Annotated in this window: 19 protein-coding genes; 7 read left to right on the top strand and 12 right to left on the bottom strand. The window is 71.4% G+C overall.

Annotation, left to right across the window (positions count from 1 at the left end; genetic code table 11):
• Positions 1-32: 32 nt before the first annotated feature.
• Together ACFYOP_RS28560 and ACFYOP_RS28555 are read left to right on the top strand one after the other, a co-directional pair.
• Positions 33-1,343, top strand: coding sequence for a 3-oxoacyl-ACP reductase (locus tag ACFYOP_RS28560; RefSeq protein WP_356897645.1), 1,311 nt, complete (start codon positions 33-35; stop codon positions 1,341-1,343).
• A gap of 2 nt (positions 1,344-1,345) precedes the next feature.
• A complete protein-coding gene (locus ACFYOP_RS28555) occupies positions 1,346-2,227 on the top strand; it encodes a MaoC/PaaZ C-terminal domain-containing protein (RefSeq protein ID WP_356897693.1) in 882 nt (293 codons plus the stop codon).
• Here ACFYOP_RS28555 and ACFYOP_RS28550 read toward each other — a convergent pair.
• Positions 2,196-2,873, bottom strand: a complete 678-nt coding sequence (locus ACFYOP_RS28550; RefSeq protein WP_356897644.1) for a TetR/AcrR family transcriptional regulator — start codon at positions 2,871-2,873, stop codon at positions 2,196-2,198. The genes ACFYOP_RS28555 and ACFYOP_RS28550 overlap by 32 nt on opposite strands.
• Before the next feature lie 249 nt (positions 2,874-3,122).
• A complete protein-coding gene (locus ACFYOP_RS28545) occupies positions 3,123-3,461 on the bottom strand; it encodes a hypothetical protein (RefSeq protein WP_356897643.1) in 339 nt (112 codons plus the stop codon).
• A gap of 863 nt (positions 3,462-4,324) precedes the next feature.
• On the opposite strand from ACFYOP_RS28545, the gene ACFYOP_RS28540 reads away from it, so the two are divergent.
• The gene (locus ACFYOP_RS28540) at positions 4,325-4,477 is read left to right on the top strand and encodes a hypothetical protein (protein ID WP_356897642.1); all 153 of its coding nucleotides are present in this window, start codon (positions 4,325-4,327) and stop codon (positions 4,475-4,477) included.
• A 45-nt stretch (positions 4,478-4,522) separates the two neighbouring features.
• On the opposite strand, the gene ACFYOP_RS28535 is transcribed toward ACFYOP_RS28540, so the two are convergent.
• The 5 genes from ACFYOP_RS28535 to ACFYOP_RS28515 form a co-directional block, all read right to left on the bottom strand.
• A complete protein-coding gene (locus tag ACFYOP_RS28535; RefSeq protein ID WP_356897641.1) occupies positions 4,523-5,902 on the bottom strand; it encodes a dicarboxylate/amino acid:cation symporter in 1,380 nt (459 codons plus the stop codon).
• Positions 5,903-6,188: 286 nt separating this feature from the next.
• Complete coding sequence (locus ACFYOP_RS28530; protein WP_356897640.1) at positions 6,189-6,485, bottom strand: DUF4229 domain-containing protein; 297 nt, start codon at positions 6,483-6,485, stop codon at positions 6,189-6,191.
• 80 nt (positions 6,486-6,565) lie between these two features.
• A complete protein-coding gene (locus ACFYOP_RS28525; RefSeq protein WP_356897639.1) occupies positions 6,566-7,090 on the bottom strand; it encodes a GNAT family N-acetyltransferase in 525 nt (174 codons plus the stop codon).
• Between the two features lie 62 nt (positions 7,091-7,152).
• Complete coding sequence (gene mqnE, locus ACFYOP_RS28520) at positions 7,153-8,316, bottom strand: aminofutalosine synthase MqnE (RefSeq protein ID WP_356897638.1); 1,164 nt, start codon at positions 8,314-8,316, stop codon at positions 7,153-7,155.
• A 50-nt stretch (positions 8,317-8,366) separates the two neighbouring features.
• A complete protein-coding gene (locus ACFYOP_RS28515; RefSeq protein WP_356897637.1) occupies positions 8,367-8,822 on the bottom strand; it encodes an Lrp/AsnC family transcriptional regulator in 456 nt (151 codons plus the stop codon).
• A gap of 142 nt (positions 8,823-8,964) precedes the next feature.
• Here ACFYOP_RS28515 and ACFYOP_RS28510 point away from each other — a divergent pair, with 142 nt between their 5' ends.
• The gene (locus ACFYOP_RS28510; protein WP_356897697.1) at positions 8,965-9,099 is read left to right on the top strand and encodes a hypothetical protein; all 135 of its coding nucleotides are present in this window, start codon (positions 8,965-8,967) and stop codon (positions 9,097-9,099) included.
• Here ACFYOP_RS28510 and ACFYOP_RS28505 read toward each other — a convergent pair.
• Positions 9,096-9,758 carry a UbiX family flavin prenyltransferase gene (locus ACFYOP_RS28505; RefSeq protein ID WP_356897692.1) on the bottom strand — a complete coding sequence of 221 codons (663 nt, stop codon included), beginning with the start codon at positions 9,756-9,758 and terminating at the stop codon, positions 9,096-9,098. The two genes, ACFYOP_RS28510 and ACFYOP_RS28505, sit on opposite strands and share 4 nt — an antisense overlap.
• A gap of 107 nt (positions 9,759-9,865) precedes the next feature.
• On the opposite strand from ACFYOP_RS28505, the gene ACFYOP_RS28500 reads away from it, so the two are divergent.
• Positions 9,866-10,459: a rhomboid family intramembrane serine protease gene (locus ACFYOP_RS28500; RefSeq protein ID WP_356897636.1), complete on the top strand. Its 594-nt coding sequence runs from the start codon at positions 9,866-9,868 to the stop codon at positions 10,457-10,459.
• A gap of 114 nt (positions 10,460-10,573) precedes the next feature.
• Here the strand turns inward: ACFYOP_RS28500 and mqnP are convergent, their stop codons facing one another.
• Genes mqnP through ACFYOP_RS28485 form a run of 3 tightly spaced genes read right to left on the bottom strand, consistent with a single transcriptional unit; the run spans position 10,574 to position 13,409 of the window.
• On the bottom strand, positions 10,574-11,494 hold the full coding sequence (gene mqnP / locus ACFYOP_RS28495; RefSeq protein WP_388453324.1) for a menaquinone biosynthesis prenyltransferase MqnP: 921 nt from the start codon (positions 11,492-11,494) through the stop codon (positions 10,574-10,576).
• Positions 11,494-11,961 (bottom strand): hypothetical protein, encoded by a 468-nt coding sequence (locus ACFYOP_RS28490; protein WP_356897634.1) that lies wholly within the window; start codon positions 11,959-11,961, stop codon positions 11,494-11,496. Before ACFYOP_RS28490 ends, mqnP begins: the two co-directional genes overlap by 1 nt.
• Positions 11,958-13,409, bottom strand: coding sequence for a menaquinone biosynthesis decarboxylase (locus ACFYOP_RS28485; protein ID WP_356897633.1), 1,452 nt, complete (start codon positions 13,407-13,409; stop codon positions 11,958-11,960). Before ACFYOP_RS28485 ends, ACFYOP_RS28490 begins: the two co-directional genes overlap by 4 nt.
• Positions 13,410-13,499: 90 nt before the next feature.
• Between ACFYOP_RS28485 and ACFYOP_RS28480 the strand changes: the two genes are divergently transcribed.
• Both ACFYOP_RS28480 and ACFYOP_RS28475 read left to right on the top strand, forming a co-directional pair.
• Positions 13,500-13,889 carry a PLD nuclease N-terminal domain-containing protein gene (locus ACFYOP_RS28480; protein ID WP_356897632.1) on the top strand — a complete coding sequence of 130 codons (390 nt, stop codon included), beginning with the start codon at positions 13,500-13,502 and terminating at the stop codon, positions 13,887-13,889.
• Between the two features lie 14 nt (positions 13,890-13,903).
• Entirely contained in the window at positions 13,904-14,353 is a 450-nt protein-coding gene (locus ACFYOP_RS28475) for a nucleoside deaminase (protein WP_356897631.1), read from the top strand.
• A 9-nt stretch (positions 14,354-14,362) separates the two neighbouring features.
• On the opposite strand, the gene ACFYOP_RS28470 is transcribed toward ACFYOP_RS28475, so the two are convergent.
• Complete coding sequence (locus ACFYOP_RS28470; RefSeq protein WP_356897630.1) at positions 14,363-14,878, bottom strand: SRPBCC domain-containing protein; 516 nt, start codon at positions 14,876-14,878, stop codon at positions 14,363-14,365.
• Positions 14,879-14,892: the final 14 nt, after the last annotated feature.

Raw genomic sequence — 14,892 nt, 5'->3', positions numbered from 1 at the left:
AGTAAATCTACGACCGAGCAGGAGTCAGGACAATGGCCGATCGCTATCTGCACTTCACCGGCACAGCACCCGGCCGCTTCCTCACCCGCCGGCTCGGTCTGCCCCAGCCTGCCCCGTTGCGCCGCTGGAGCCCCGAACAGCCGGTCCTCGACGGCCCCTTGCTCGTACTGACGGCGGGCGGCTCCGGACTGGAGGGCCCGCTGCCCGACATCGGCCTGAAGCCGGCCGCCGACGCGGACCGTCCGGCCGGGGTCCTCCTGGACGCGACCGGCGTCACCGGCGCCGCGGATCTGGCGGCGGTGCACGCCGCGCTGCACCCCGTCGTGCGCTCCGTCGCCGACAGCGGCCGCGTCGTCGTCCTCGGCGTACGGCCGTCAACCGACGACCACCACCAGGCAGCCGCACAGCAGGCGCTCGAGGGGTTCGTCCGCTCCCTCGGCAAGGAGATCGGCCGCGGGCGGACCGTCAACCTCGTCCGGCTGACGGGCCCTTCGGCCGCGCCGGCCGAGTCCACGCTGCGTTTCCTGTTCTCCCCCAAGTCCGCGTACGTCAGCGGCCAGGTCCTCGAGCTCACCGACGCCAGCCCCCGGTGGCCCGTCGACCCGGCCCGCCCGCTCGCCGGGCGCACCGCACTGGTCACCGGCGCGGCCCGCGGCATCGGCGCGTCGGTCGCCGAGGTCCTCGCCCGGGACGGCGCCCATGTCATCTGCGTGGACGTCCCGCAGGCCCAGGCGGACCTGGTGCGGACGGCGGACCGGCTGGCGGCGACCGCGCTCCCGGTCGACATCACCGCGGAGGACGCCGCCTACCGCATCGCCTCCGCGCTGCCCGACAGCCACCTGGACGTCCTCGTCCACAACGCGGGCATCACCCGTGACCGCAGGCTCGCCAACATGCCCGCGGACCGGTGGAGTCCGGTCGTCGACGTCAACCTCGCCGCGGTCCTCTACACCACGGACGCGCTGCTGAAGACGGGCGCCGTCCGCCGCGGCGGCCGGATCGTCGCCACCGCCTCGATCGCCGGGATCGCGGGCAACACCGGCCAGACCAACTACGCGGCGAGCAAGGCCGGAATCATCGGCCTGGTCCGCTCCCTCGCGCCGCGCGCCGCCGCCGAGCACGGCGTGACCGTCAACGCGGTCGCCCCCGGCTTCATCGAGACGAAAATGACCGCCGCGGTCCCCCTGTTCATCCGCGAGGCCGGCCGCCGGATGAACTCCCACGCCCAGGGCGGCCTCCCCGTCGACGTCGCCGAGGCGACCGCCTATCTGGCCCACCCGTCGTCGGGGCCGGTCAACGGCCAGATCCTGCGCGTCTGCGGCCAGAGCCTGCTGGGCGCGTGACCATGGACACCGTCACGCTGACCACCGCGCCCCCGCTCACCCCGCTGCTCGTCCGCGGGGCGGCGCTCTCCGCGCTGAAGCGCCGCGTCCACGCCGGGGCGGCGCTCCCGCGCACCCGGCTGGTGCTGCCCGGGGCCCGTGTCGACGCCGCGCGCCTCGCCGCGTACGCCGAGGTGTGCGGCTTCCCGGAGGGGGAGGCGCTGCCGCTCCCGTACCCGCACATCCTCGGATTCCCTCTCGCCATGCGGCTGATGGCCGACCGCGCCTTCCCGCTGCCGCTCCTCGGCCTGGTCCACACCCGGATCGAGATCAGGCGCCACGGCCACCCGCTGGTGCGGGGCGACCGGCCCGAACTCGCCGTGCACGCCGAGAAGCTGGTCCCCCACCGGCGCGGCACCGAGGTGGTGATGGTCACCGGGGCCCGGCTCGACGGTGCGCTGGTCTGGGAGTCCCGCAGCTCCTATCTGGCCCGGCACCGCACCGCGTACGACGGCCCCCGCGGCAGCGGCCCGGAGAACGCCGCGCCGCCGCCGGCCGTCACCGAGTGGCACGCGCCCGGCCACCTCGGCCGTCGCTACGGCGCGGCCTCCGGCGACCGCAACCCCATCCATCTCCATCCGCTGACGGCGAGGCTGTTCGGCTTCCCGCGCGCCATCGCCCACGGCATGTGGACCTTCGCGCGCTGCGTGGCCGAGGCCGAGAGGACGGGCGGGCCGGTGAAAGCGGCACGGGCGGAGTTCCGGGCGCCGGTCCTGCTCCCCGCCGACGTCACCTACGCGGCGCGCGCCACTGATCGGGGCGCCGTCTTCGAACTGCGCGGCAGGGAACGGGTGCACCTGGCCGGGGAGGCCGTCAGCGGTGGGACCAGCGCTCGCCCTGCATGAGGCCGCCGAGCCCGGTCCACGCGAAGTTCATCAGCAGGCCGGCCGCCTCCTTGGCCGAGATGCCGCCGGCGTCGTTCGCCCACCCCGCGAGCGACTCGGCCGCGCCCACGAGCGCCTGCGCGAGCCCTTCGACGTCCCGGTCGGCCAGCTCGCCGCTCCGGTGCGAGCCCGCCGCGCCCGGCGCCGGAGGCACGCCCTGGCGGGCGGCGGCGCCGATCAGCACGGTCACGAAGTCGGCGATCTCCTGCCGCATCCGCGCGACCTCCGCCGCGAACGGCTCGCCGTGCGTGCGGGCCTGACGGTGCAGCACCGACCAGCCGTCGGGGTTCTCCTGGGTGTGGCGGAAGAACGCCTCCAGCCCGGCCCACATCTGCTGGTCCGCCGGCAGGCGCGGCTGGATCGCCGCCCGCACGGCCTCGGTGAGCCGCTGCGCCTCCCGCCGGATGCAGGCGGTGAACAGCTCCTCCTTGGAGTTCAGATACAGATAGACCAGGGGCTTGGAGACGCCCGCGAGCTCCGCGATCTCGTCCATCGACGCGGCCCGGTAACCGCGCTGCCCGAAGGTCTGCACGGCGGCGTCCATCATCTGCTGCTCGCGCACGGCGCGCGGCATGCGCTTCGCCCTCACGCTCTTCACAGCGCTCATGTCAGTGTTCCTCCCGCCCCGTGCCCCTACTCAGCAGTAAGACTACGACTCCGGCAGTTGACAGCGTCATGGCGGCGTTCATGGCCCGCATTAAGGTCCACCGCGCGCGGGGCGGTCAACCGGGGGTGGTGTATCTCGGCCGTATCCGGGCGTGCCCGGACATACGCATGCTGTGTCCACCGCAGGGCGGACACAGCACACGGTCGGCGCATCACGGCCCCCTCGCGGGACCTCAGGTGGTGCGGGCCGCTACTTCATGCCCTTGGCACGCTGCCCGGCCGCCGGCTCCGGGTCGTCGGACGGCGTGGTCAGCATGACCCACGGCGAGTCGCAGGTGAGCGTGATGGGGTTGCCCGGGTTCCGCGAACACACGGTCTCCCACACCTCGCCGTCGGTGGTCAGCACCTCGATGGAGACGGCGCCCTCGGCATTGCTCTGAGATCCGATCGAGATGGAGCAGGCCCCTTCGGGGAAGTTCGATCCCGCGCCGTCAGTGAGGTCGTACCAGATGACGTCACCGACGTCGGGCCGAAGATCCCGGACGCCCGCGCAGGCGACGCCGTCGTGGAGGACGGCCTTGTACTCCACCGCGTTGCTGGGGAGGTAGGCGTCGATGTCCTGGCACGGTCCGGGCTCGCCCGGCTCACCCTGCGAGCCGGTCGGACCCGTGGGACCCGCCGGACCCGTCGGACCTTCCGGCCCGCGGGGCCCGCGGGGCCCGCGGGGCCCCACGGGCCGGGCACGCCCGGCTTGCACTCGTCGCCGCGGTGCGGCTCGCCGTAGCCCGCCAGACCCATCTCCCGCAGGTCGTCGAAGTTCGAGCGCGGGTGGTCGGGCTGGCACTCGTCGCCGCCGCCCATGCTCGCGACGGCCACGCCCGCGCGCTCACTCGGCGCCGCGGCGAGGGCGGGGCCGGCGAAGCCCGCGAGCAGAAGGGCGAGGGACGCCACCGCGCCCCGGTCAGCAGGGACTGGCGGCGGGGAAGCGGGCCGAAGGGGATCTTGTCCTGCGTGCAGGACTCATGAAGGGTGCTTCTTTTCGACCGGATCGGGTGACGACCCGGAAGTAGGTTCTGTTTCGTGTCGCTTCTTCGGAACGCGAGCCCGCGACGTTGAGGCACCGCCCCCCCGCTGTCAGCACATCGGCCCACCACCTGCACACCTCCGGCCGTGCGCACCGGCGAACGCGACACACGCCACGGCGTGGCTCCCGCCGCCCCGGCACCGCCGCCCTCTACCGTCACCCGCGAACCGACCGGCCAAAGAGGGTTGCAGCGGTGAAGCCTTTGCTACGAACTGGCCGCCGGGCTGCGGCGCCGTGGCCGTCATCGCGCGGCGTACGCCTTCGCCTCCGCCGGCCTCGACCGGCCGCAGCCGGACGATCTGCTCTTCACGCAGCCGTGGGTCTACCGCTGGGGGCTGCTGTTCGAGTTCTCGATCACCGCGTACTGGGTGGGCGAGTACGCCGCCTCGCTGCGGGCCTGCGACCGGCTGCTGGCGATGCCGGACCTGCCCGACGCCTACCGCCGGCAGACCGTGGTCAACCGGCGGTTCGCGCAGGGGCGGGCCCCGTCGCGCAAGAAGGCCGTGGGCCTCCCCCGCTGACGGGAGAGGCCCACGGGCCTGGGTTCGGCGGCTGCCGACCGGGAGTTACGCGGGGACCGGCACGGGCGCCTGCTGCCCGGCCTCCACCGCGCCGGAGCCGGCGTCCGCGTCCACGTCGGCGTCGATGTCGTCGATCGGCGAGGACGTCGCGGAGTTGTACGCGTCACGGTCGAGGATCCGCTCCCGGGCCGCGACGATGACCGGAACGAGCGCCTGGCCGGTGACGTTGGTGGCGGTGCGCATCATGTCGAGGATCGGGTCGATCGCCATCAGCAGGCCGACGCCCTCCAGCGGGAGGCCCAGGGTCGACAGGGTCAGCGTCAGCATGACGGTGGCACCGGTCAGACCGGCCGTCGCGGCGGAGCCGACGACGGAGACGAAGGCGATCAGCAGGTAGTCCTGGATGCCGAGCTGCACGTCGAAGATCTGCGCGATGAAGATCGCGGCGAGCGCCGGGTAGATGGCGGCGCAGCCGTCCATCTTGGTCGTCGCGCCGAACGGGACCGCGAAGCTCGTGTAGTCCTTCGGCACACCGAGACGCTCGGTGACCTTCTGAGTGACCGGCATGGTGCCGACGGAGGAGCGCGAGACGAACGCGAGCTGGATGGCGGGCCAGGCGCCCTTGAAGAACTGGAGGGGGTTGACCTTGGCGACGGTCGCCAGCAGCAGCGGGTAGACGCCGAACATGACCAGGGCACAGCCGATGTAGACGTCGGCGGTGAAGGTGGCGTACTTGCCGATCAGGTCCCAGCCGTAGTCGGCGATGGCGAAGCCGATGAGGCCGACCGTGCCGATCGGGGCGAGGCGGATGACCCACCACAGGGCCTTCTGCAGCAGTTCGAGGAGCGACTCGCTCAGCGCGAGGATCGGCTTGGCGCGGTCACCGAGCTTCAGCGCGGCGACACCGGCGACGACGGCCATGAAGACGATCTGGAGCACTTCGAGCTCGGTGAACGGCGTGATCACGTCCGTCGGGACGATGCCGGTGAGGAAGTCGATCCAGGATCCGGCGTTCTCCGGCTTCTGCCCGTCCTTCGGGGTGAGGCCGGTGCCCGCGCCCGGGTCGGTGAGCAGGCCGATGACCAGGCCGAGGGCCACGGCGATCAGCGACGTGATCATGAACCAGAGCAGGGTGCGGGTGGCCAGCCGGGCGGCGTTGTTGACCTTCCGCAGATTGGTGATGGACACCAGGATCGCGAAGAAGACGAGCGGCGCGACGGCCAGCTTCAGCAGCTGGACGAAGATCGAGCCGATCTGGTCGAGGGTGTCCTTCAGCCAGGCGATGTCCTGGCTGCGGGCCAGCCAGCCGAGCAGCACACCGAGCGCCAGACCGGCGACGATCTGGGCCCAGAAGGGGACCTTGGGTATGCGGAAACCGGAGCCGGACGTATTTCCGGCAGGGGTGGACGCGGTGTTCGCGGACACGGACGCACTCCAGTGATGACGTAAGGGAAGTACAGGGGGACGGGGTGCGGCGCCCGGGCGCGCGAAGGCGCGGTGCCGCAGTGTGGTGCCGAGTGGCGCGAGGGGCTACCGGCAACAGACCGCGGACATACAGCGGCACAGGTCGACATGCAGGCGCGCCACGAGCGGAATGCTCGCGGCGTGGTGGCGCACTGCTGTCTTCATGCCGAACACGTTAACATTTGAACTTATGGATGCTCAAAGCTGCCCTTTGGGAGCGTTGAGCGGCCCCCTGTTCCCCGTGCCCCTACCGGGCGAGGCCGTCCTCCTGGGTGCGGTTGGCCTCCAGGCGGGCCTTGGCGCCGTCCACCTTGGTGACGATCTGCTCGGACATCGCGTCGCGCTGCTTGCGCAGCAGGACGAAGCTGAGCGGCGCGGAGAGCACCAGCGAGAGCAGCACGACCCAGACGAAGTTGGAGTCGCCGAGCCCCTTCGGCAGCGCGCCGATCTGGACCAGCCCGGCCACGACGACGAAGCATCCGACGAAGATCGCCAGACGCAGTGCGGTGTACCGGATCGCGGCGCTCGTCCTTGCAGCGGACACGGCGGGCCTTCTTCCTTGCGTACGACGTGGGTGCCGGTTCCAGTGAAGCACGCCCCCCGCGGCGGCCCCGCCGGGAGGGTCTAGCCGAGCGGCAGCAGCATGATGACGTCGTCGCGGTCGTCGCCGTCGGCGACCCTGATCGCGCCGGGGACCCGGCCGACCTCCTTGTATCCGCACGCGGCGTAGAAGCGGTCGGCGCCGGAGCCGCCGCGGCAGGTGAGGCGTATCGCCTCGATCCCGTCGAAGCCGCGGGCGGCCTGTGCCGCGGCGGCCATCAGGTCGCGGCCGTAGCCCTTGCCCTGGTGCCGGGGGTGGACCATCACCGTGTAGAGCCAGACCCAGTGCGTCATCAGCCGGTGGGTGTTGTACGCGAGGAAGGCGGTGGCCGCGATCCGGCCGTCCTCGTCGCGGCCGACGAGGAGCCGCATCCGCCCCTCCGCGATGGCCGTGAGGTGCCTGCGCCACTCGGGCCGCACGTCCTCCGCGGTCACGGGCGGCACGAAGCCGACGGCGCCGCCCGCGTTGCTGACGTCCGTCCAGAGCGCGATGACGCCGTCGCGCAGCTCGTCCCCGCCCGGCGGGTCGAGTTCGAAGGTGAGAGCCATGGGCGCAGCGTAGGAAAAGAAGCCCCGGCCACGGCCGGGGCTTCCGGAGGTCGAGACGCCGTTCAGAGGCGCATGGGCTGCGGCGACTCGCGGCGGTCGGCGTCCGGGCCGGGGTACTCGCGGATGATCTCGTAGCGGGTGTTGCGCTCCACGGGGCGGAAGCCGGCGTCGCGGATCAGGTCGAGCAGATCGTCGCGGGTCAGCTTGTTCGGCGTGCCGTAGTTGTCCGCGTCGTGTGTGATCTTGTACTCGACGACCGAGCCGTCCATGTCGTCGGCGCCGTGCTGGAGGGCCAGCTGGGCGGTCTGCACGCCGTGCATCACCCAGAAGACCTTGACGTGCGGGACGTTGTCGAAGAGGAGACGCGAGACCGCGAAGGTCTTCAGCGCCTCCGCGCCGGTCGCCATGGTGGTGCGGGCCTGGAGCTTGTTGCGGACCTTGCCGTCCTGCATGTCCACGAAGTCGTGCTGGTAGCGCAGCGGGATGAAGACCTGGAAGCCGCCGGTCTCGTCCTGCAGTTCACGCAGCCGCAGCACGTGGTCGACCCGGTGCCGGGGCTCCTCGATGTGCCCGTACAGCATCGTGGACGGGGTCTTGAGGCCCTTCTCGTGCGCCAGGCGGTGGATGCGCGACCAGTCCTCCCAGTGGGTGCGGTGGTCGACGATGTGCTGCCGGACCTCCCAGTCGAAGATCTCGGCGCCGCCGCCGGTCAGCGACTCCAGACCGGCCTCGATCAGCTCGTCGAGGATGTCCGACGCGGACATCCCGGAGATCGTCTCGAAGTGGTGGATCTCCGTGGCGGTGAAGGCCTTCAGCGATACGTCGGGCAGGGCCTTCTTGAGCTCGGAGAGCGAGCGCGGGTAGTAGCGCCACGGGAGGTTCGGGTGGAGCCCGTTGACGATGTGCAGCTCGGTGAGGTTCTCGCCCTCCATCGCCTTGGCGAGGCGGACGGCCTCCTCGATGCGCATGGTGTACGCGTCCTTCTCGCCCGGCTTGCGCTGGAACGAGCAGTACGCGCAGGACGCGGTGCACACGTTGGTCATGTTGAGGTGGCGGTTGACGTTGAAGTGGACGACATCGCCGTTCTTGCGGGTGCGCACCTCGTGCGCCAGCCCGCCGAGCCATGCCAGGTCGTCCGACGCGTAGAGGGCGATGCCGTCCTCACGCGTCAGCCGCTCACCGGCCCGGACCTTCTCCTCGAGCTCGCGCTTGAGTCCTGCGTCCACTTCGGGCCGCCTCCCATACATGTACCGATCGGGCTCCACCAACGGTATCCCTAGCTCTCCTCGGGCAGGTCGCCGACCCGGTTCTCCCACTTGGTGGAGAGCACGATGGTGGTACGCGTACGGGAGACGCCGCGCGTTCCGGAAAGCCGGCGGATCGTCTTCTCCAGGCCGTCCACGTTGTCGGAGCGGACCTTGAGCATGAACGAGTCGTCGCCGGCGATGAACCAGCAGTCCTCGATCTCGGCGAGGTCCTTCAGCCGGCGGGCCACGTCGTCGTGGTCGGCGGCGTCGGAGAGCGAGATGCCGATCAGGGCGGTGACGCCGAGGCCGAGCGAGGCGGCGTCGACGGTCGCACGGTACCCGGTGATGACGCCCGCCGCCTCGAGGCGGTTGATGCGGTCGGTGACAGAGGGGCCGGAGAGCCCCACGAGCCGCCCCAGCTCGGCGTACGAAGCCCTGCCGTTCTCGCGCAGGGCCTGGATGAGCTGCCTGTCCACGGCGTCCATAGACTCAAGCCTTCCATTATTCAGCGATACCGCAAGTTTACGTGTAGAATCTAAGGCACGCAGGGCCGACACCCTGCGAATTACTCAAACGATCACAGCTGGTCCCACCGGATCACGATCCATACAGGAGTTGACACTCACCGTGTACACGATCGAGATGGCCCACGCCCACATGCAACAGCTGCAGGAGCTGGCCAACCGCTCGCGTGCCCATCAGCCCGCCGCCGCGCACCGGGTCGACCGGACCCGCGCACCGCGCACCGGCAAGAAGCGCTAATCACCCGCGGAGCCACCACCGAGCTCCCCCTCCCAGCGGCGGTACAGCCGATGCGGCACCCCTGCCGCGTCGAGGACCCGCCCCGCGACGAAGTCCACCAGATCCTGGATGTGCGTCGCACCCGCGTAGAACGCCGGAGAGGCGGGCAGCACCACGGCGCCCGCCTCGTCCAGCGTGACCAGATGCTTCAGCGTCTGCCCGTTCAGCGGGGTCTCGCGCACGGCGACCACCAGAGCGCGCCGCTCCTTCAGCGTCACACTCGCCGCGCGCTGCAACAGGTCCTTCGAGAGCCCGAGCGCCACCCCCGCCACACAGGCCGTCGACGCCGGCACGATCAGCATCCCCTTCACCGGGTACGACCCCGACGACGGGCCGGCGGCGAGGTCTCCGGCCGCCCAGTACCGCACGTCCGACACATCGGCGTCGAACCGGTCCGGCTTCCCGTCGGCGCCCCGGGCCAGCCACTGCCGCAGGTCGTCCTGCCAGTGCGCGTCCCGGAAGGCGACCCCGGTCTCGTCGAGCAGCGTCAGCCGTGAGGCCCGGCTGACCACCAGGTCCACGCTCTCGCCCGCGGCCAGCAATCCACGCAGCACGGCCGCCGCGTACGGCGTGCCGGAAGCACCCGACACCCCCACGACCCACGGCCGGCGACTCTTCATCTCCCGCTGCTCCACACCGTCGAGCCTATCCGGCGGGGCCGGAGCGGAACTGACCACGGTGTGCGAGACGTTCCCACAGCAGGGCGCACACACCGCAGGGGGCAGGGATGGCGCGTACGGAACTCACCGAGTGGCGCGGCTCCGACCGCGCGAAGGCCGCCGCCAAGCTGATGGTGGTCTGGGTGGCACTGCTGTGGGCGCTCGAAGCGGTCGACGCGGCCACGGGCCACGCGCTGGACACGTTCGGCATCGTGTCCCGCGAGCCCGACGAGCTGGTCGACGTGATCCCGGCGGCCTTCACGCACTTCGGCTTCGCCCATGTCGCGGCCAACAGCGTCCCGCTGCTGATCTTCGGCTTCCTCGCGGCGCTGGGCGGCATCCGCCGCTTCCTCGCGGTATCGCTGCTGATCATCGTGGTGTCCGGCCTCGGCATCTGGCTGTTCTCCCCGTCCTACGCCAACACCGCCGGCGCGTCCGGACTGGTCTTCGGCCTCTTCGGCTTCCTGGTGGTGCGCGGCTTCGTGGAGCGCAGGCTGCTGGAGGTGGGCGTCGGCCTGCTGGTCGGCGCGGTCTGGGGCAGCTCGATCCTGCTCGGCATATCCCCGTCCCAGACGGGCGTGAGCTGGCAGGGCCACCTCTTCGGCCTCCTGGCGGGCATCGCGGCGGCGTTCCTCTTCCGCCGCGCTCGGCCCCCGGCCTAGGCCTGTCCGCCGGCGGCGTGCCGGTGTCGACGCGCAGCCGCCCGACCCCGGTGTTCCCCGTGACCGTCTTCCCGTACGGGCACGGGTCCCAGTGCGGCCTACCACCCCATCGGGCTACAGCGTCAGCCCGCGGACGAGCAGGTCGGCGAGCGCGCAGACGAACAGCGAGATGCCGATGAAGCCGTTCGTCGTGAAGAACGCCCTGTTCAGGCGGGACAGGTCGTGCGGGCGGACGATCGTGTGCTCGTAGAGGAAGGCCGCCGCGACGATCACCAGGCCAGCCCAGAAGAGGACGCCCGCGTCCGTCGCCAGGGCGTACCAGACCAGCAGGCCGGTCGTCACGGCGTGCGAGCCGCGGGCGCCGTGGAGCGCCGCCGGGATGCCGAAGCGGGCCGGAACCGACTTCACGCCGTGGGCGCGGTCGGCCTCGACGTCCTGGCAGGCGAAGATCAGGTCGAAGCCGCCGATCCAGACGCCGACGGCGAGCCCCAGGATCACCGCGTCCCACGACCAGGCCCCGGTGACTGCGATCCACGCGCCGACCGGGCCCATCGCCTGGGCCAGCCCGAGGATCGCGTGCGGGAGGTTCGTGAACCGCTTGCCGTACGGATAGACCACCATCGGCACCACCGCTACCGGCGCCAGCGCCAGACACAGCGGGTTGAGCAGAGCGGCCGCGCCGAGGAAGACGACGAGCGCGACGAGCGCCCCCGTCCACGCCGAGCGGACGGACACCGCGCCGGTGACCAGCTCGCGCCCCGCCGTACGCGGATTACGGGCGTCGATCTCGCGGTCGATGATCCGGTTGCAGGCCATCGCGAAGGTCCGCAGACCCACCATGGCGACGGTGACGAGCAGCAGCTCCACCCAGTGGACGCTGCGGTCCGCCCGGAACATCGCGGTCAGCGCGGCGATGTAGGCGAAGGGCAGCGCGAAGACCGAGTGCTCGATCATCACCAGCCGCAGGAAGGCCTTCACCTTGCCGGTGGGCCGCGGAGCCGGACCCGGCTCCACCACTCCGTCGGCGGTGGTCATCATGCGAGGCTCCCGAGGAACGCGTCGAGGTCGGCCAGCAGCCCGGCGACGGGCAGCGGCCCCGTCTCCACGGTCGGCCGCGCCCCGTCGTCCTCCGGCGGGGTGAGGTGCGCCGTGAAGGCGTACGCGTCCGCGCCGGCCGGCAGCGCCTCCAGCCGCAGCACGGCGCCGTCGACGGTGAACGGCCCGGACGCCGCGGCGAGCTCGGCGCGCAGCCGCTCCGCGAAGCCGGCGGGCTCCGCGTCGCGCACACCGGGCAGCTCGAAGCCGTCGCCCTCGCCGTCGATCTCGAAAAGGACCGCCCAGGTGTCACCGGCGCCGGCGAACTCCTCGGGCGCGACGCCCGCCTGCTCGGCGGCCAGCCGCACCCCCGGGTCGGCCGGGTCGAGCTCGGGCCGCACCAGGGCCACGTAGTCGCTTTCGGTGCCGATGAAGAGGGCGGGGCCGCCCACGGCGATGGGGCTCACAGGCCGTACTCCTTCCAGCGGCGGTCGACGAGCGCCGCCGTCGCGGGATCGGACTCGACCATCTCCGGCCAGCCGCCGTCCCGGGTGTAGCCCTCCTCCGGAAGCTTCCTCGTCGCGTCGATGCCCGCCTTGCCGCCCCAGAACTGCTGGTAGGACGCGTGGTCGAGATGGTCGACCGGGCCCTCGACGACGGTGAGGTCGCGGGCGTAGTCGGTGTTGCCGAGCGCCCGCCAGGAGACCTCGTGCAGGTCGTGGACGTCGCAGTCCTTGTCCACCACCACGATCAGCTTGGTCAGCGACATCATGTGCGCGCCCCAGATGGCGTGCATCACCTTCTGCGCGTGCTTGGGGTACTTCTTGTCGATCGAGACGATCGCGCAGTTGTGGAAACCGCCCGACTCCGGCAGGTGGTAGTCCACGATGTCCGGCACGATGATCTTCAGCAGCGGGAGGAAGAACCGCTCGGTGGCACGGCCCAGCGGCCCGTCCTCCGTCGGCGGCCGGCCCACCACGATCGACTGCAGCAGCGGCCGCTCGCGCATCGTGACGCAGTCGATCGTCAGCGCCGGGAACGGCTCCTGCGGCGTGTAGAAGCCGGTGTGGTCGCCGAAGGGGCCCTCGGGCAGCATCTCCCCCGGCTCCAGCCAGCCCTCCAGCACGACCTCGGCGTTCGCGGGGACCTGCAGCGGCACGGTCTTGCAGTCGACCATCTCGGTCCGCCGGCCCGCGAGGAAGCCGGCGAACAGGTATTCGTCGATGTCGCCGGGCAGCGGCGCGGTCGAGGCGTACGTCACGGCCGGCGGGCAGCCGAAGGCGATGGCGACCGGCAGCCGCTCGCCGCGCCGCTCGGCGACGGCGTAGTGGTTGCGGCTGTCCTTGTGGATCTGCCAGTGCATGCCGATGGTCCGGCGGTCGTGCCGCTGGAGCCGGTAGAGGCCGAGGTTCCGCACGCCCGTCTCGGGGTGCTTGGTGTGCGTGAGGCCCAGGTTGAAGAAGGAGCCGCCGTCCTCGGGCCAGGTGAACAGCGCGGGCAGCATGTCCAGGTCGACGTCGTCGCCGCGCAGGACGACCTCCTGCACGGGCGCGTCCTTCACCTTCTTCGGCGGCACGTGCATCATCGAGCCGAGTTTGCCGAACGCCTCGCGGACCCCGATGAAGCCGTGCGGCAGCTCCGGCTTGAGCAACCCGCCGATCTTCTCGCTGATCTCCGCGTACGACTTCAGGCCGAGCGCTTTGAGGAGACGGCGGTCGGTGCCGAAGACGTTCATCGCGAGCGGCATCGAGGAGCCGCGCACGTTCTCGAAGAGCAGCGCCGGGCCGCCCGCCTTGTTCACCCGGTCGACGATCTCCCCGACCTCGAGATACGGGTCGACTTCGGCCTTGATGCGCTTGAGGTCGCCCTCGCGCTCCAGCGCCCGGAGCAGGGAGCGAAGATCGTCGTAAGCCATGGGGTCAAGTATCGGGCACCCGCTACCCTGGCCCCGTCACCGGGGCCGGGGAAACGCCGCCCCGCCTATGTCTCCAGGGGGCTGTCCCACATGCTCAGGGCACTGATGTACATCCTGCCGCTGGCGCTGACGATCTACGCTTTCGTCGACTGCCTGAACACGCCTGAGGACGAGGCCAAGCATCTGCCCAAGCTGGCCTGGGTGTTCATCATCCTGCTCTTCTGGATCGTCGGCCCGATCGTCTGGTTCGCCGCCGGCAAGACGCGGCACGCCCCGGCGGGCGGCCGCACCCCCTCGGAGTGGCACCGCAACCACCGCACCCAGTGGGTCGCCCCGGACGACAACCCGGACTTCCTGAAGTCCCTCAAGGACGAGACCAAGAAGGACGAGGCGGTCCTCAAGGACTGGGAGGCGGACCTGCGCCGCCGCGAGGAGGAGCTGAAGAAGCGGGAACAGGGCGGCGAGGGCGACAAGTCCTGACCGGGAGGAAGGCCATGGCGCACGGCGGGTACGAGGCGTGGCTGGAGACGGCCGTGGCCGAGGCGCGCGCCGGGCTCCGGGAGGGCGGGATTCCCATCGGGGCCGCCCTGTACGGGGCGGACGGGACGCTGCTGGGCCGGGGCCGCAACCGGCGGGTGCAGGACGGCGATCCGTCGGCGCACGCGGAGACGGCGGCCTTCCGGGCCGCCGGGCGGCAGCGTTCCTATCACGGGACGACGATGGTGACGACCCTGTCGCCGTGCTGGTACTGCAGTGGGCTGGTGCGGCAGTTCGGCATCTCCCGGGTGGTGATCGGCGAGGCGGAGACCTTCCACGGCGGCCACGACTGGCTGGCCGGTCACGGCGTGGAGATCGTGCTGCTGGACGACGCCGGGTGCACGGCGATGATGCGCGACTTCGTCACGGCCCGGCCCGAGCTGTGGCACGAGGACATCGGGGCCTGAGCCGCGCTGCTACGCGGCCGCGTAGGCGTCCCGCAGTTGCCGCCGGCGCTTCGGCGTCCACAGGGCCCAGTCGGTCATGGGCCTGCCTTCGAGGGCGTCCACCAGCAGCTCGAAGTGGTCGTGCCAGCAGGCGAGGCGGTCCGGGAGGACACCGTCGTCGCAGCGCAGTTCGTTGGTGAAGCGCAGCACGGTCCCGCTGTCGCCGTGCGGCTCGAGGTGGAAGCGGATGCGGCCGTGGCCAAAGACCGTGTACTCGGCGACGCGTTCCACGTCCCAGGCGGTGACCCGCCCTTCCGCAACGGGGTGGCGCCCCTCGGAGTCGGCGGTCAGCCGGCGGAGCGCGACCGCGCCGCCGACTCTCGGTTCGAGTACGTCGGCGGCGCAGAGCCAGGTCGGCAGCCCTTCGGGGGTGGCCACGGCGGCCCATGCCCGGATCACCGGATGCGGCAGGCGCAGTTCGTACCGCAGCAGGTGAGTGCCGTCGTCCCGGGTCTCGACGGTGCCGTGGGGGATCACGTCACTCATGCATCCAGCGTCAC

The organism is Streptomyces sp. NPDC006294 (genome assembly GCF_042870895.1).
In the GTDB taxonomy this organism is placed as follows: domain Bacteria; phylum Actinomycetota; class Actinomycetes; order Streptomycetales; family Streptomycetaceae; genus Streptomyces.
This window is presented reverse-complemented; position numbering and strand designations above follow the sequence as displayed.

Coding starts and splice junctions, on each gene's coding strand:
- ACFYOP_RS28560 (WP_356897645.1), top strand. CDS start 33: ATGGCCGATCGCTATCTGCACTTCACCGGCACAGCACCCGGCCGCTTC.
- ACFYOP_RS28555 (WP_356897693.1), top strand. CDS start 1,346: ATGGACACCGTCACGCTGACCACCGCGCCCCCGCTCACCCCGCTGCTC.
- ACFYOP_RS28550 (WP_356897644.1), bottom strand. CDS start 2,873: ATGAGCGCTGTGAAGAGCGTGAGGGCGAAGCGCATGCCGCGCGCCGTG.
- ACFYOP_RS28525 (WP_356897639.1), bottom strand. CDS start 7,090: ATGGCTCTCACCTTCGAACTCGACCCGCCGGGCGGGGACGAGCTGCGC.
- ACFYOP_RS28515 (WP_356897637.1), bottom strand. CDS start 8,822: ATGGACGCCGTGGACAGGCAGCTCATCCAGGCCCTGCGCGAGAACGGC.
- ACFYOP_RS28505 (WP_356897692.1), bottom strand. CDS start 9,758: ATGAAGAGTCGCCGGCCGTGGGTCGTGGGGGTGTCGGGTGCTTCCGGC.
- ACFYOP_RS28500 (WP_356897636.1), top strand. CDS start 9,866: ATGGCGCGTACGGAACTCACCGAGTGGCGCGGCTCCGACCGCGCGAAG.
- mqnP (WP_388453324.1), bottom strand. CDS start 11,494: ATGACCACCGCCGACGGAGTGGTGGAGCCGGGTCCGGCTCCGCGGCCC.
- ACFYOP_RS28485 (WP_356897633.1), bottom strand. CDS start 13,409: ATGGCTTACGACGATCTTCGCTCCCTGCTCCGGGCGCTGGAGCGCGAG.
- ACFYOP_RS28480 (WP_356897632.1), top strand. CDS start 13,500: ATGCTCAGGGCACTGATGTACATCCTGCCGCTGGCGCTGACGATCTAC.
- ACFYOP_RS28475 (WP_356897631.1), top strand. CDS start 13,904: ATGGCGCACGGCGGGTACGAGGCGTGGCTGGAGACGGCCGTGGCCGAG.
- ACFYOP_RS28470 (WP_356897630.1), bottom strand. CDS start 14,878: ATGAGTGACGTGATCCCCCACGGCACCGTCGAGACCCGGGACGACGGC.